Genomic DNA, 15242 nt, shown 5'->3' on the forward strand with positions numbered 1-15242 from the left:
ATTTTTATTTTAAAAGTGGTATTATAGTATAGTCTGATTTAAGTTATTAGTACTGGAGGGAAATAAGAATGCGTGTGAATATTACTCTAGCATGTACAGAATGCGGAGATCGTAACTATATCTCAAAGAAAAATAAACGTAACAACGCTGAGCGTATCGAGCTTAAAAAGTATTGCAAGCGTGACAAGAAGTCTACGTTACACCGTGAAACAAAGTAAGCAGTAGGAATATTTTCCTACTGTTTCTTTTTTTATTCGATTCCTATGTTAAAAGTGATACACTATCAGCATAGAGTAAAGTGTCACTGTAAGGGGGAGAATGTGTGAAAGCAGAGAAAGTACGTTTGCGTAAACAAATAATAGAACACATGAATTCTTTATCAGAAGAACAGTATACAACTTTATCAGAACAGATTGCATTTTCGTTGTATGCGCAAAAAGAGTGGGTTGAAGCTAAAACAATTGGAATTACTCTTTCAATGGAAAATGAAGTGAATACATATCCTATTATCGAAAAAGCTTGGGAAGAAGGAAAGAAAGTTGTAGTTCCTAAGTGTAATAAAGGAACAAGAACGATGTCCTTCCGGCAAATTAATAATTTTGATCAATTAGAAACGGTGTATATGAATTTACGTGAACCGATTCCCGGGCTTACGGAAGAAGTGAATATGGATGAAATTGATCTTCAAATTGTCCCAGGCGTAGCTTATACAGAACGAGGAGAGCGAATTGGGTACGGCGGTGGCTATTATGATCGTTATCTCGTGCATTATAAAGGGAAAACGCTGTCATTAGCGTATGATTTTCAAATGGTAAAACACATTCCGGTAGAGCCATTTGATAAAAACATAGAAAAAATTATTACAGAAAAAGGAACACTGCTTACAAATAAGCTTGTATAGACAAATAAAAATTGACGAGACTTTTTCTTCTTGATTATAATAAAATATGTGAACGTTTTCTTATTATAATTTTTTTATAGTAAGTGAGCATAGAGGGTGATGAAATGGTATCTATTTATGATATTCAGCAATTGCTAAAGAAATTTGGTACGATTATTTATACGGGAGATCGAATTGCAGATTTACAATTAATGCAAGATGAATTGCGTGAATTAAATCAATCACAGCTAATCGATCCACAAGACTATCAAACAGCTTTATTTTTATTGAAGCAAGAAATTCAAAAAGAGCTAAATAAGAATTAGATAAAGGTAGGTAAGCAACATGGAAGAGAAATGGTTAGTTGGTGTTGACCTTGGTGGTACAACGATTAAATTAGCATTTATTAATGTGTACGGTGAAATTTTACATAAGTGGGAAATCCCTACGAATACAGGTGAGCAAGGAAAACATATTACACTTGATGTTGCGAAAGCAATTGATAAAAAGCTAGAAGAATTAGGCGAATTGAAGAGCAAGTTAATTGGTATTGGTATGGGAGCTCCTGGTCCTGTACATGTGGCGTCTGGAATGATTTATGAAGCGGTTAATTTAGGATGGAAAAACTATCCGCTAAAAGATTTATTAGAAGTAGAAACAGGATTACCTGTTGTTATTGATAATGATGCAAACTTAGCAGCGCTTGGTGAAATGTGGAAAGGTGCTGGTGAAGGTGCAAAAGATTTAATCTGTATGACACTTGGTACGGGCGTTGGTGGTGGTGTAATCGCCAATGGTGAGATTGTACACGGCGTGAGTGGTGCTGCTGGTGAGATTGGACATATTACAGTCGTTACAGAAAATGCTTTCCCATGTAATTGCGGGAAGTCTGGTTGCTTAGAAACAGTAGCATCTGCGACAGGTATTGTACGTGTTGCTATGCAAAAAATACAAGAGACTAATAAAGAGAGCATGTTGCGTTCTATGTTAGCTGAAGAAGGACGTATTACATCAAAAGATGTCTTTGAAGCACTTGGACAAGGTGATGAATTAGCAGGTGAAGTAGTAGAAAAAGTAGCCTCTTATTTAGGATTAGCTGTAGCGAACCTTTCTAGTACATTGAACCCAGAGAAAATTGTTATTGGTGGAGGCGTGTCTAAAGCTGGAGATGCGCTATTAGAACCAATTCAACGCTATTTCGAGCAATACGCTTTCTCACGTGCTGTAAAGAGCACGAAGTTAGCTATTGCAACACTTGGTAATGATGCAGGTGTTATCGGAGGAGCTTGGCTTGTAAAAAAGCACAAATACGAAGCGAAGATGATATAAGTTGTGAAATATGAAAAGAGGAAGGGGGAACCCTTCCTCTTTTTGTGTGAAATCTCGATGAAGAATAAAGTGTAAACGAATTAAGCTGCTGGTGGATACCCGTTATATAGAACAGTCATGATCGTAAACCATCCGAAAACGAGTACAGTTGCAATTGCAAAGCCGCTCGCGAAAAAGTTTTTTTCACGAAGTGTTCTAAGCGTAGCAAATACAGCTAACAGAGTGACAAGTGTAAAAATAATAACAAGGCCCATACAATATCCTCCTCTGTCTACCCATTTCTTATTATGAGTTTTTGGAATATTTACTCTTTTATATTGTACATGTTTTAAAAATGATTGTCGAGATAGCATCCTTTCTTTTCCTCAGAGAAAGAAATGTTGTATCATTAAAAGTAAGTTTAATAACTGGAGGAGATTTTCATATGAAATGGATACAAATGCCGTTAGGCCCATTACAAACGAATGCTTATATTTTAATGAACGATCAAAAAGAGTGCATTATCTTTGACCCTGGTCATGAAGGTGAAAAGCTCGTTACATATTTACAAGAAGAACAATTAAAACCATTAGCTGTTTTATTAACACATGCTCACTTTGATCATATCGGTGCTGTTGATGCGGTAAGAGACACTTTTCATATTCCTGTGTACGTACATAAAGAAGAAGCAGATTGGTTAGGAGATGCAACTGTAAACGGCTCTCAAATTTTTATGATGAACCGCAGTATTACAGCAAAACCAGCGGATCATATTATTGATGCAGAAGGTACATTAACAATTGGATCATTTAATTTTGAAATTTTTGAGACACCAGGACATTCTCCAGGAAGTATTTCTTATTATAGTAAAGAGGCGAATGCTGTATTCTCAGGAGATGTATTGTTCCAAATGAGCATTGGAAGAACAGATTTACCTGGTGGAAGTTTCGCTGAATTAATTGGAAGTATTGAAGAGAAATTATTTGTATTACCAGATGAAACAGCGGTTTTATGTGGACATGGTCCAGAAACAAGCATTGGCTTTGAAAAAGAAAATAATCCGTTTTTACAATAAGGAGTCATTATGGGAATGGAGCTCATTTTAAGAGAATGGATGGGGAAAGAAAAGGATTATTCAATTTCATATAGTACGTATATGAACCTTGTATTGTATACAGAAGGTCATGGATATTATATGAAAGAACGTGAAAAGATTGGAAGACAAGGGGATTTTTTTACAAGTAGCAACGTATCCTCTGTGTTTGCAAAAACTTTTGCTAAACTTTTTATTCGTCTTGTTGAAAATGGTGAAGTTGCTCCGAATATTTGTGAAATTGGCGGAGGAACAGGGAAGTTTGCCTATGATGTTTTACAAGAATGGAAGCAATTATCTCCAAAAACCTTTATTGATTTAAACTATTCAATGATTGAAGTGAGCCCTTTTCATAGAAAATTACAGCAGGAGCACCTTGGCTCATTTTCTAATGTATCGTACTATACCTCCTATAGTGAAATGGGAGATTCTTTCGAGGGAATTCTTTTTTCGAATGAGTTGTTTGATGCACTTCCTGTTGAAATAATTGAGAAAAGAAATGGTATGTTGTATGAAGTACGTATTACATATACAGAGGAAGGAAACCTTTCAGAAGTATGTAGGCCGTTAGATAAAAGAATTGGTCGCTATTTATTGAAATATAATATTCATATTGCTGAAGGGCAACGTTTTGAAGTACCAATTGTGATGGAGGAGTATATAAAAGAAATTGCGAAATGGTTTCAAAAAGGTATATGTATTACAGTTGATTATGGATACACAAAAGAAGAATGGATGCATCCAGCACACCGTGAAGGAAGTTTGCGAGGGTATTATCAGCATAAGCTAATACGTAACCCACTAGCGCATCCAGGTGAAATGGATCTTACTACTCATATTCATTGGGACGAGCTAAAGGAGATGTTTAGTATGCAAGGAATGAGTGCAGTATGGCATAAGAAACAATCTGAGTTCTTGTTAGCTGCAGGGATATTAGAACAGCTTACGAGCCATCAAGATACGAATCCTTTTTCTGAAACGCAAAAACAAAATCGAGCAGTTCGTTCTATGATTTTGAATGGAGGAGTAGGGAGTGCATTTGATGTTGTTATACATACAAAAGATATGCAACATTTACATTTGGATCGGTATGTAACAATATAAAAAACAAGACACAGTATATACTGTGTCTTGTTTTTTAATACGACTTATGTAGTATTATATATTTCCTCTCATGATATATATTTATATTAAAGATATGAGATGAAAAATATAGAATACGTTCTTTTTCTTCGATTATTAGTCCCTAACCTAATAATACGCGAACGAGTTGAATGATTGTTTCATTCTCTACTTTGTAATAAATTTCCAATCCTTTTCTTTCACTAGAAACGATTTTAGCGCTTTTTAATTTTGCTAAATGCTGTGAAATTGTAGATTGTGGCATGTTTAAGCCAGTATACATTGTAGAAACGTTGCTTGGACCGCGCTCGATTAATCCTTTTACGATACATAAACGAACAGGATGAGCTAGCACTTTTAATAATTCTGCATTACTTTCATATAGTTCTAATTCTTTTTGAAAGGTTTCTAACATGTTCTTTTCCACCTCCGTGTGAGCTATTATACCATACTATACATACCAAAAATTTAAAGAAAAGAAAATAGTTGTTGCAGAAAAAAAGTCCTAAAGTAAAGAAATTGTAAGAAAAGAGACCCTGATGTAAATAAAATAGGTAAATTAGCATGTTTTTGTAAAATGACATTTTTGGGTGAAAATTTCGATGCGTTTTAAAAATTGAAAGATATAGATATATTTGTAACACAATTTTATCATGATTTTCTTATTCTTTCAAATGAATATACGAAATTTTTAAAATAATATGACAAAGGAATTATAATGATATATATAGAATATAAAACAGGTTAAAAGAAAAGAAGCTGAATGTAATTCGCTTCTTTATGGTGATAATGAAATATTTGCTTACAGCTGATAAATCTTAGGATGATCAAGTCATTAGTCATTTATTCTAAAATTCATCTTTTAGCAACGTTAAAAACCTGTGATTCCATATGTTCTCATAAAAATCAATTGTCTCTTTTGCGGACATAAAAGGATTATTCAACGTAGAGGTTGTTTTCTGTACCATAAAGTTTTCGTATCCTAGTCCGTGGGCAAACTTAATCGTAGCATCCATACAGTACTCTGTTTGGGCGCCACAAAATTCAATGCAATTTACAGATAATTGATCTAAAATTTCTTTTAAGTTTGTTTTATAAAATGAATTTGCATGTGTTTTTCTTACAAAAAAATCTTGTTCTTGAACATCTAGATCGGTATGAATAGCCCAAAGTTCTTTCTCGGGTACTAAATCATCATCACAATGTTGAACAAAAAGGATTGGTTTATTTAATTTTCTGTATGAATAAATTCTTTTATTTACTTTTGTTAGTAAGTTCTGTAAATCAAATAAATGCTCCTCGCTATAACATACGCCATTTTGTAAATCGATAACGATTAAAATATCTGAACAAATATCCATTATTTTCACCCCTTTTTATTTCTTAATATATCAATTAATCCATTATTTAGAAATAGATGATATACTTTTATTTTTTTATGGACTATAAGAAAAGAAGAAATTCAAATGAATATAACTAAAACGCAGAAAAAGAAGATATGAAAACCTAATCTCATATCTTCTTTTTCTCTATGCATTTACAGGTTCTTCTACATAAGAAAGGGCATTTTCAAAATCGGATATTAAATCGTTAACATTTTCAAGACCGACTGATAACCGAAGTAATGAATTAGAGATTCCTCTTTCATCACGAGCTTCTTGCGACAGTGCTGCATGTGACATTTTTGCTGGATAAGAAAGAATTGACTCTACAGCTCCTAAACTAACTGCAAAAACAGGTAATTTTACTTTTGATAAAAATTGGCGGAGTGCATCTTCTGACTGCAAAGTAAACGATAAGACCGCTCCAGCTGATGTTGCTTGAGATTGTTGAATATCAAATCCGAGATGTGTTTGTAATCCCGGATAATAGACATTTTGTACTTTAGCGTGCTCTTGTAAATAATGTGCGATTTTATTGGCATTTTTAGCTGAATGCTCGAGGCGTACGTGCAATGTTTTTAGACCGCGAAGTACGAGAGAACAATCTTGAGGTCCTAAAATAGCACCGAATGCATTTTGTAAAAATCCAAGCTTTTGAGCGAGTTCTGCATCTTTTACTACTGCTAATCCGGCAGTAACATCACTATGACCAGCAATAAATTTTGTAGCACTATGAAGAACGACATCAGCTCCAAGTTCAAGTGGTTTTTGGAATAGTGGTGTCAAAAATGTATTATCAACAAAAGTAAGAGCGCCAATAGATTTTGCGAGTTTAGAAACCTCGCGAATATCTGTCACTTTTAAAAGTGGGTTAGAAGGTGTTTCTACATAAAAGAGCTTTGTATTTGGTTTCATGTTTTGTTTTATTTCTTCTAAATTGGTCATATCAACAAATGTATGTGAAACACCGTAACGGGAGAGTACCTCAGTTATCACTCGGTAAGTGCCTCCGTACACATCTTCTGAAATGAGTACGTGATCACCTTGTGAAAGAAGGAGGAATGCAGTGGAAATCGCTGCAATGCCTGATGCAAAGGCGAATCCTTTTGTTCCGCCTTCTAATAAAGCAATGATATCTTCAAGAGCTTCACGAGTTGGATTTCCTGACCTGCTATAGTCATATTTTCCGAACGTATCTACATCAAACTGGTGAAAAGTTGATGTGTTATAAATAGGAACGTTCACAGCGCCTGTTTGCGAGTCATGTTTATATTGGTTGTGTAGTAAGAGTGTATCTATAGAATAGCTCATATTCTTACACCTTCTTTTACGAGTTTAATGGCTTGCTTTAAGTCTTGAATTAAATCGTTACTATTTTCAATGCCAACTGAGAATCGAAGAAGACAATTGCATACGCCGTTTGCTGTTCTAATTTCTTCAGGAATATCAGCATGTGTTTGCGTTGCTGGATAAGTCATTAAACTTTCTACACCACCAAGACTTTCGGCAAATGTAATTAAGGATAAAGATTGTAAGAATGGATTAATCCAAGCTTCATCTTTAAGGCGGAATGAAATCATGCCGCCTCTTCCTGGATAAAATACATCTGTCACCCCGTCTTCATCATTTAAATACGCAACAACTGCTTTCGCATTTTCTTCATGTTGTCTCATGCGAAGCGCTAACGTTTTCATACCGCGAATTAATAACCATGAGTCAAATGGGCTTAAAACTGCACCTGATGCATTATGATAATGAGCGATTTCCTCGCAAAGTTCCTTTCCTTTTGCAACGACAAGCCCGCTTAGTACATCGTTATGTCCCCCTAAATATTTCGTTGCGCTATGAAGTACAATGTCAGCACCTTCTGTTAATGGTTGCTGTATATAAGGTGTGTAGAATGTGTTGTCTACAATAAGAAGTAGTCCGTGCCTTTTCGCTACAGTTGCGACAGCAGCAATATCAGTAACTTGCATTAATGGATTAGTTGGAGTTTCTATGAAAATAGCCTTCGTTTCAGTTGTGATAGCTTGCTCAATTTGTTTAATAGACTGTGTATTTACGTATCTACATCGAACATTCCACTTTTTTTCATGCTCAGAAAATAATCGATACGTTCCCCCGTATAAATCTTCAGATACAATAAGTTCGTCTCCAGAGCGGAATAAAGAAAGGACGAGGAGAACAGCCGCCATCCCTGAACTACAGGCATAACCTTGTTCGCCATATTCTAAGTCTGCGATCGCCTGTTCTAAAAGACCGCGAGTTGGATTGCCAGTTCGTGAATAGTCAAAGCCAGTAGATTTACCAATTCCTTCGTGGCGATAAGCGGTTGAGAAATAAACTGGTGGATTAACCGTTCCAGTTGTAGTTTCACTACGATTTCCGATTTGTGCTAGTTTTGTTTCGATTGTTGACATGTGAAAATTCCTCCTTTTTAAATTGAAACATTAAGTGAATATAAAATAAAAAAAGCCTTCTAAGAAGAAGGCTTTCGGTTTGAATAGAGTCTTCTTCTCATCTGTCAAATCTTTCACAATTTGCTGGAATTAGCACCTTATTAACAAAATGTTAATGGTTGCTGAGGCGTCACAGGGCCAGTCCCTCTACCTCTCTAGATAAGAATGTTCGTATGAAATTTTTATTATGTTTTTAACTTTACAATAAAAGATAATTGAATTGCAACTTTATTTTAAATAATTTTTATTTTTCCGCAAGTGTCATTGACTTTTAATTTTGTGCATGCTAAATTTATTAAAAAATTAACAAACATTGTTAAAAGGGGAACGCATTTCCTTTTAGCTACATAAATAAAATAATAAAGACAACTCTTATTGAGAGCGGTGGAGGGAAAGGCCCTGTGAAACCCGGCAACCTTCAAACGAAATGTTTGAAACGGTGCTAATACCTGCAAAACGAATGTTTTGCATAATAAGAGGAGGAACAATTATGTCCCCCTCTTCAAAGTGAAGAGGGGGTTTTTATATTGATAGAAATGAGGGAGATTCGTGAAATTACTAGATTTATTATCAAAAGGAATTGTAATAGGTGATGGTGCGGTTGGAACGTTATTGCATTCACATGGTTTGCAAAGTAGCTTTGAAGAATTGAACGTATCTGATCCAGATCTAATTATATCCATTCATAAACAATATGTAGCTGCTGGAGCAGATGTAATTCAAACGAATACGTATGGAGCAAATGAGGCGAAATTACGTATGTATGGTTTAGAAAATCAAGTTACAAAAATTAATAGAGCGGCAGTGAAATTGGCGAAAGCATCTGTGACAGATAAAAATGCAATTTTAGGAACAATTGGTGGTATGAAACATATCGGAGCTGTTACAACGACTGATATGGAAAGGGAGTTTATGTTACTTGAACAGGCGGGGGCTTTACTAGAAGAACAGGTTGATGGATTACTATTAGAAACTTTTTATGATGAATTTGAATTACTTCATGCTGTTAAAGTGTTGCGTAAGCAAACGAATATTCCGATTGTTGCGCAATTAGCGTTACATGAAGCAGGTACGACTCAAAATGGAAATGATGTCAATGAAATATTAAAGCAGTTTATAGATTACGGTGCAAATGTTGTTGGATTGAATTGTCAACTGGGGCCGCTTCATATGACGGAAGCTTTCAAAATGATATCGATTCCGCAAAATGGCTATTTATCAGCATACCCAAATGCAGGTCTCCCGAATTATGTAGAGGGACGTTACGTATATGAGGGAAGTCCAGCTTATTTTGAAGCAATGACACCGAAATTTATTGAGCAAGGTATTCGGTTATTGGGTGGCTGTTGTGGTACGACTCCAGAACATATTCAAAGTATGAAGCGCGCTGTTGCGAATATTACCCCTGTAATCGAAAAAGAAACGATTCAAAGGCCAAAAGTCGTTCATACGCATGAGAAACGTTCGAAGGCTCACGTCACTCTAGCAGAGAAAGCAAAAAAACAAACGACAGTTGTAGTGGAATTAGATCCACCGAAAACGTTAGATACACAGCGTTTTTTTGAAGGAGCAAGAGCGTTAAAAAGAGCGGGAGCAGATGCTATTACTCTAGCAGATAATTCATTAGCATCGCCTCGTGTCTCTAATATGGCGATGGGTGCGTTATTAACGAAGCATGATATCCCAGTATTGACGCATTTAACGTGTAGAGATCATAACGTCATTGGACTACAATCTCATTTGTTAGGTTTATCGGCGTTAGGGATGGAAGAAGTGTTAGCTTTAACTGGTGATCCAGCGCGCGTTGGTGATTTTCCCGGTGCCACTTCTGTATATGATTTATCCTCTATTGAGCTTATTAAAATGATTAAAGAAATGAACGATGGACGTTCAATTTTAGGGAAATCAATTGGACCGGCGACAAGGTTTTCTGTAGGCGGCGCATTTAATCCTCACGTGAGGCACTTAAAAGCAGCGGTTAAGCGAATGGAACGAAAAATAGATGCTGGAGCGGAGTATTTTTTAACTCAGCCAATTTACGATATCAAGTTAATTGAAGAAGTGTATGAAGCGACAAAGCATTTGGAACAACCTATTTTTATTGGAATTATGCCGTTAGTAAGTAAGCGGAATGCAGATTTTCTTCATTTTGAGGTGCCGGGTATTACTCTTCCTGAAGAAATAAGAGAGAGAATGGATGGACATGAAACGAAAGAGGCAGCAATTGAGGAAGGGATTCGCATTTCACAAGAATTGGTCGACGCAGCGATGAAATATTTTAATGGTATTTATCTTATTACACCATTTTTAAAGTATGAAATTACAGAACATCTTGTTAAATATGTAAGAGAAAAGCAAGAAGTGAAAGAAGGTATTAATTGATGAAGTGTATAGAAGAAAAATTGAAAAATAGCATTTTAATATTAGATGGTGCAATGGGGACAATGATTCAGCAAGAGGATTTAACTGCTGAAGATTTCGGAGGAGAAGAGTACGAGGGCTGTAATGAATATTTAGTGGAAACAAGACCAGACGTTATTTTAAAGATTCATAAAGCTTATATTGAAGCTGGAGCGGATATTATTGAAACAAATACATTTGGGGCAACGAATATTGTACTAAGTGATTATGAGCTGTCTCATTTAGATGAAGAACTAAATGAAAAGGCAGCACTTTTGGCGAAGCAAGCTGTTAAAGAAAGCGGGAATGAAGTATATGTTGCGGGAGCGATGGGACCAACAACGAAAGCAATTAGTGTTACTGGTGGTGTGACTTTTGAAGAATTGATTGAGGCTTATACAAGGCAGGCACGAGGATTATTAAAAGGAGAAGTTGATGTATTACTCGTTGAGACGAGTCAAGATATGCGTAACGTGAAAGCAGCTTATATTGGAATTCAAGCTGCTTTTGAAGAACTGAAAAAAACGGTTCCTATTATGATTTCAGGTACGATTGAGCCAATGGGAACGACTCTGGCTGGGCAAACAATTGAAGCTTTTTATTTATCAGTAGAACATATGAAACCATTATCTGTTGGGTTAAACTGTGCGACTGGTCCGGAGTTTATGAGGGACCATATTCGTTCACTATCTGATTTATCGGAGTGTTACATTTCTTGTTATCCAAATGCAGGTCTTCCTGATGAAGATGGACATTACCATGAATCTCCATCTTCTCTTGCTGAAAAGGTGAAGCGATTTGCTGAAGAAGGGTGGGTTAATATTATTGGTGGTTGTTGTGGCACGACACCAGAACATATAAAAGCAATGAAATCCGCGCTAGCATCTCTTAAGCCTCGTGACCATGATGAGAGAGAAGGACATGGAATTAGTGGATTAGAAGCACTGCAATATGATGAGTCTATGAGACCGTTATTTGTAGGTGAAAGAACGAATGTTATTGGGTCACGTAAATTTAAACGATTAGTAGCAGAAGGGAAATTTGAAGAGGCTGCTGAAGTGGCAAGAGCGCAAGTGAAGAAAAATGCTCATATTATTGATATTTGTATGGCAGATCCTGATCGCGATGAAATAGAAGATATGGAAAACTTCTTAGCAGAAGTTACGAAAGTTTTAAAAGTACCGATTATGATTGATTCAACAGATGAAAATGTGATGGAGCGAGCTCTTACTTATATTCAAGGAAAAGCTGTTATTAATTCAATTAATTTAGAAGATGGAGAAGAACGATTTAAAAAAGTGACACCGCTTCTTCAGAAGTATGGTGCTGCTATAGTTGTAGGAACAATTGATGAAGACGGTATGGCGGTTAGTGCGGAGCGAAAGATAGAAATTGCGAAAAGAAGCTATGAATTACTTACAAAGAAGTATGGGATACGCCCGTCAGATATTATTTTTGATGCACTTGTGTTTCCGGTAGGGACAGGTGATGAAGAATATATTGGTTCAGCAGCAGCGACTATAGAAGGAATTCGCCTTATTAAAGAAGCGTTACCAGAGTGTTTAACGATTTTAGGGGTAAGTAACATATCATTTGGTTTACCACCGGCTGGACGTGAGGTATTAAATTCAGTCTTTTTATATCATGCTACGAAAGCAGGGTTAGATTACGCGATTGTGAATACGGAAAAATTAGAACGCTATGCGTCGATTCCAGAGGAAGAAAAACGCCTTGCAGATGCACTACTGTTTGAAACGACGAAAGAGACGTTAGAAGAATTTACAAACTTTTACCGAGTTGCTAAAAAGAAAGATGTCGTTGTGCAAGAAACGTTAACGCTTGATGAAAGACTAGCAAATTATATTGTAGAAGGTACGAAACAAGGATTACAAGAGGATTTAAGTCTTGCACTTGAAGAAGGAAGAAAACCTCTTGATATTATTAACGGTCCGCTTATGACAGGGATGGATGAGGTAGGACGACTATTTAATAATAATGAACTTATTGTTGCTGAAGTATTGCAAAGTGCCGAAAGTATGAAAGCTGCTGTAAGCTATTTAGAGCCACATATGGAATCTAGTGATAGTGCGAAAAAAGGGAAAGTATTATTAGCAACTGTAAAAGGTGACGTGCATGATATTGGGAAAAATCTCGTTGAAATTATTTTAGCAAATAACGGATATGAGATTATTAATTTAGGAATTAATGTACGTTCGGATCGAATTGTTCAAGAAGTACAAGAAAAGAAACCGGATATTATAGGCCTTTCAGGTTTATTAGTAAAATCAGCGCAACAAATGGTAACGACTGCTGAAGATTTAAAAGCGGCAAATATTGATGTGCCCATTGTTGTAGGTGGTGCAGCGTTAACGAGAAAGTTTACAGATAATCGGATTTCACCATCATATAAAGGACTCGTTTGTTATGCGAGTGATGCGATGACGGGGCTCGATATTATTAATAAGCTTCAAAAAGAAGAAGAGCGTGAGAAGATGAAACAGGATAAAAAAGAACGTCATCTTCATATCGTAAAAAAAGAGGAGAAGAAAGTAGAAATTCCAGCAGTAATTGAGCCATTACCGAAGGCTGAAGTTATCGTGCCTGATTCAACAAAACGAATTGTATTACGCGATATTCCGGCCCTTCATCTCGCTCCATTTTTAAATAGACAAATGCTACTTGGGCATCACCTTGGATTAAAAGGAAATGTGAAGAAGCTTTTGAAAGAGGGAGATAAGAGAGCACATGAATTAAATGATTTAATAGATGAATTATTGCAGGAAGGACAATCTTGGTTAAAGCCGAAAGCAGTGTATCAATTTTTCCCAGCGCAAAGCGACGGACAAAACATTGTAATATATGATCCAGAAGATCATACGCGTGTTATAGAGCGTTTCACATTCCCTAGACAAGGAAAGGCTCCCTATCGTACTTTAGGTGATTATTTGCGCCCAATAGGAGATGAGATGGACTATGTTGCTTTCTTATCTGTTACGGTTGGGGAAGGAGTTCGGGACATTGCTGAAGAGTGGAAGGCGAAAGGTGATTACCTACGTAGTCATGCCATTCAATCGTTAGCGCTTGAATTAGCGGAAGGACTTGCTGAAAAAACACATATGCTCATTCGTGACCGCTGGGGCATTCCGGACTCACCTGAACTGACGATGGAAGAACGTTTCCGTACGAAATATAGAGGAATACGAGTGTCATTTGGTTATCCGGCATGTCCAGAACTTGCAGATCAAGAAAAGCTATTTCGCTTAATTCATCCAGAGGAAATAGGTATTTCATTAACAGAAGGATTCATGATGGAGCCAGAAGCGTCCGTAACGGCTATGGTATTTTCTCACCCTGAGGCAAGATATTTTAGTGTATTATAGTCTAGAAGGGGGAGACGTATGAAGAAAATAGTCTTTACAGGTGGCGGTTCGGCAGGACATGTAACACCTAATTTAGCCATTATCCCATATTTACAGGAAGACAACTGGGATATCTCTTATATTGGTTCTCATCAAGGTATTGAGAAAACGATTATAGAAAAGGAAGGCATTCCCTACTATAGTATTTCGAGTGGAAAGCTACGTCGTTATTTTGATTTGAAAAATATAAAAGATCCTTTTCTTGTAATGAAGGGTGTTATGGATGCGTATGTAAGGATTCGAAAACTAAAACCAGATGTGATTTTTTCAAAAGGCGGTTTCGTATCTGTACCAGTCGTAATTGGAGGATGGCTAAATAGAGTACCAGTTTTATTACATGAATCTGATATGACACCAGGACTAGCAAATAAAATTGCGCTTCGTTTTGCTTCGAAAATATTTGTTACATTTGAAGAAGCAGCGAAACATTTACCGAAAGAAAAAGTAATATATACGGGATCTCCTGTACGTGAAGAAGTGCTGAAGGGAAATCGTGAAAAAGGTTTAGCGTTTTTAGGTTTTTCACGTAAAAAGCCAGTTATTACGATTATGGGAGGCAGCTTGGGCGCGAAAAAAATTAATGATACGGCTCGAGAAGCATTATCAGAACTTCTTAAAAAATATCAAATTGTTCACCTTTGCGGAAAAGGTAACCTTGACGAAAGTTTACAAAATAAAGAAGGATATAGACAATTTGAATATGTACATGGAGAACTGCCAGACATATTAGCGGTAACAGATTTTGTTATTTCACGCGCGGGCTCCAACGCAATTTTTGAATTTTTAACATTACAAAAGCCGATGGTTTTAATTCCATTATCGAAATTTGCAAGCCGTGGAGATCAAATATTAAATGCAGAGTCCTTTGAAAGGCAAGGGTATGCCTCCGTATTATATGAAGAAGATGTAACTGTAAAATCTCTTATAAAGTATGTCGAAGAATTGAATCAAAATAATGAGAAGTATAAAACAGCACTAAAAAAATATAATGGAAAAGAAGCAATTAAAACAATCATTCAAAATATTTCAGAGGCATGATAAAACAATCATGCCTCTTTTAGTAGGGTGAAAGATTCCAAGAATTGATATTTTTATGTTACAATAAAGTGAAACTTTAATCAGTTGGGTTCATCCCACATCTAACTTCTTTACTGTTACTGAATTTTGAGGAGGGAGTCT

General features: G+C 36.2%; 14 protein-coding genes and 2 riboswitches. Of the genes, 9 read left to right on the top strand and 5 right to left on the bottom strand.

Annotated features, from left to right (window positions below):
* Positions 1-68 precede the first annotated feature (68 nt).
* The 4 genes from rpmG to glcK all read left to right on the top strand — a co-directional run bounded on the left by rpmG (position 69) and on the right by glcK (position 2209).
* Complete coding sequence (rpmG, locus tag QO049_RS16300; RefSeq protein ID WP_001265616.1) at positions 69-218, top strand: 50S ribosomal protein L33; 150 nt, start codon at positions 69-71, stop codon at positions 216-218.
* A gap of 104 nt (positions 219-322) precedes the next feature.
* Positions 323-901: a 5-formyltetrahydrofolate cyclo-ligase gene (locus QO049_RS16305; protein ID WP_000642751.1), complete on the top strand. Its 579-nt coding sequence runs from the start codon at positions 323-325 to the stop codon at positions 899-901.
* 104 nt (positions 902-1005) lie between these two features.
* Complete coding sequence (locus QO049_RS16310) at positions 1006-1206, top strand: YqgQ family protein (RefSeq protein ID WP_000253699.1); 201 nt, start codon at positions 1006-1008, stop codon at positions 1204-1206.
* Positions 1207-1225: 19 nt separating this feature from the next.
* A complete protein-coding gene (glcK, locus tag QO049_RS16315) occupies positions 1226-2209 on the top strand; it encodes a glucokinase (protein WP_000391701.1) in 984 nt (327 codons plus the stop codon).
* A gap of 80 nt (positions 2210-2289) precedes the next feature.
* On the opposite strand, the gene QO049_RS16320 is transcribed toward glcK, so the two are convergent.
* A complete protein-coding gene (locus QO049_RS16320; RefSeq protein WP_000524852.1) occupies positions 2290-2463 on the bottom strand; it encodes a DUF2759 domain-containing protein in 174 nt (57 codons plus the stop codon).
* A 170-nt stretch (positions 2464-2633) separates the two neighbouring features.
* Here QO049_RS16320 and QO049_RS16325 point away from each other — a divergent pair, with 170 nt between their 5' ends.
* Positions 2634-3263 carry an MBL fold metallo-hydrolase gene (locus tag QO049_RS16325; protein ID WP_000871233.1) on the top strand — a complete coding sequence of 210 codons (630 nt, stop codon included), beginning with the start codon at positions 2634-2636 and terminating at the stop codon, positions 3261-3263.
* A 9-nt stretch (positions 3264-3272) separates the two neighbouring features.
* On the top strand, positions 3273-4385 hold the full coding sequence (locus QO049_RS16330; RefSeq protein ID WP_000525142.1) for a class I SAM-dependent methyltransferase: 1113 nt from the start codon (positions 3273-3275) through the stop codon (positions 4383-4385).
* Positions 4386-4527: 142 nt separating this feature from the next.
* Here QO049_RS16330 and QO049_RS16335 read toward each other — a convergent pair whose 3' ends face one another.
* From QO049_RS16335 to metI, 4 genes are all read right to left on the bottom strand, one after another.
* Positions 4528-4818, bottom strand: a complete 291-nt coding sequence (locus QO049_RS16335; protein ID WP_000894377.1) for an ArsR/SmtB family transcription factor — start codon at positions 4816-4818, stop codon at positions 4528-4530.
* A gap of 433 nt (positions 4819-5251) precedes the next feature.
* Positions 5252-5764 carry a cysteine hydrolase family protein gene (locus QO049_RS16340; protein WP_000350341.1) on the bottom strand — a complete coding sequence of 171 codons (513 nt, stop codon included), beginning with the start codon at positions 5762-5764 and terminating at the stop codon, positions 5252-5254.
* A 168-nt stretch (positions 5765-5932) separates the two neighbouring features.
* Positions 5933-7096 (bottom strand): cystathionine beta-lyase, encoded by a 1164-nt coding sequence (gene metC / locus QO049_RS16345; protein WP_000122301.1) that lies wholly within the window; start codon positions 7094-7096, stop codon positions 5933-5935.
* Positions 7093-8205, bottom strand: a complete 1113-nt coding sequence (gene metI, locus QO049_RS16350) for a cystathionine gamma-synthase/O-acetylhomoserine thiolyase (protein WP_000103888.1) — start codon at positions 8203-8205, stop codon at positions 7093-7095. Before metI ends, metC begins: the two co-directional genes overlap by 4 nt.
* A 94-nt stretch (positions 8206-8299) precedes the next feature.
* A riboswitch (SAM riboswitch) is annotated at positions 8300-8410 on the bottom strand.
* A gap of 203 nt (positions 8411-8613) precedes the next feature.
* A riboswitch (SAM riboswitch) is annotated at positions 8614-8723 on the top strand.
* Positions 8724-8793: 70 nt separating this feature from the next.
* On the opposite strand from metI, the gene QO049_RS16355 reads away from it, so the two are divergent.
* From QO049_RS16355 to murG, 3 genes are read left to right on the top strand one after another with little or no spacing between them, the layout of a single operon-like run.
* Positions 8794-10626: a bifunctional homocysteine S-methyltransferase/methylenetetrahydrofolate reductase gene (locus QO049_RS16355; protein WP_000770360.1), complete on the top strand. Its 1833-nt coding sequence runs from the start codon at positions 8794-8796 to the stop codon at positions 10624-10626.
* Entirely contained in the window at positions 10626-14024 is a 3399-nt protein-coding gene (gene metH / locus QO049_RS16360; protein ID WP_097796363.1) for a methionine synthase, read from the top strand. The genes QO049_RS16355 and metH overlap by 1 nt, the downstream gene beginning before the upstream one ends.
* Positions 14025-14042: 18 nt before the next feature.
* The gene (gene murG, locus QO049_RS16365) at positions 14043-15101 is read left to right on the top strand and encodes an undecaprenyldiphospho-muramoylpentapeptide beta-N-acetylglucosaminyltransferase (protein ID WP_246961228.1); all 1059 of its coding nucleotides are present in this window, start codon (positions 14043-14045) and stop codon (positions 15099-15101) included.
* The last annotated feature ends 141 nt before the right edge of the window (positions 15102-15242 follow it).

The organism is Bacillus sp. RB3 (assembly GCF_030164735.1).
In the GTDB taxonomy this organism is placed as follows: Bacteria; Bacillota; Bacilli; order Bacillales; family Bacillaceae_G; genus Bacillus_A; species Bacillus_A cereus.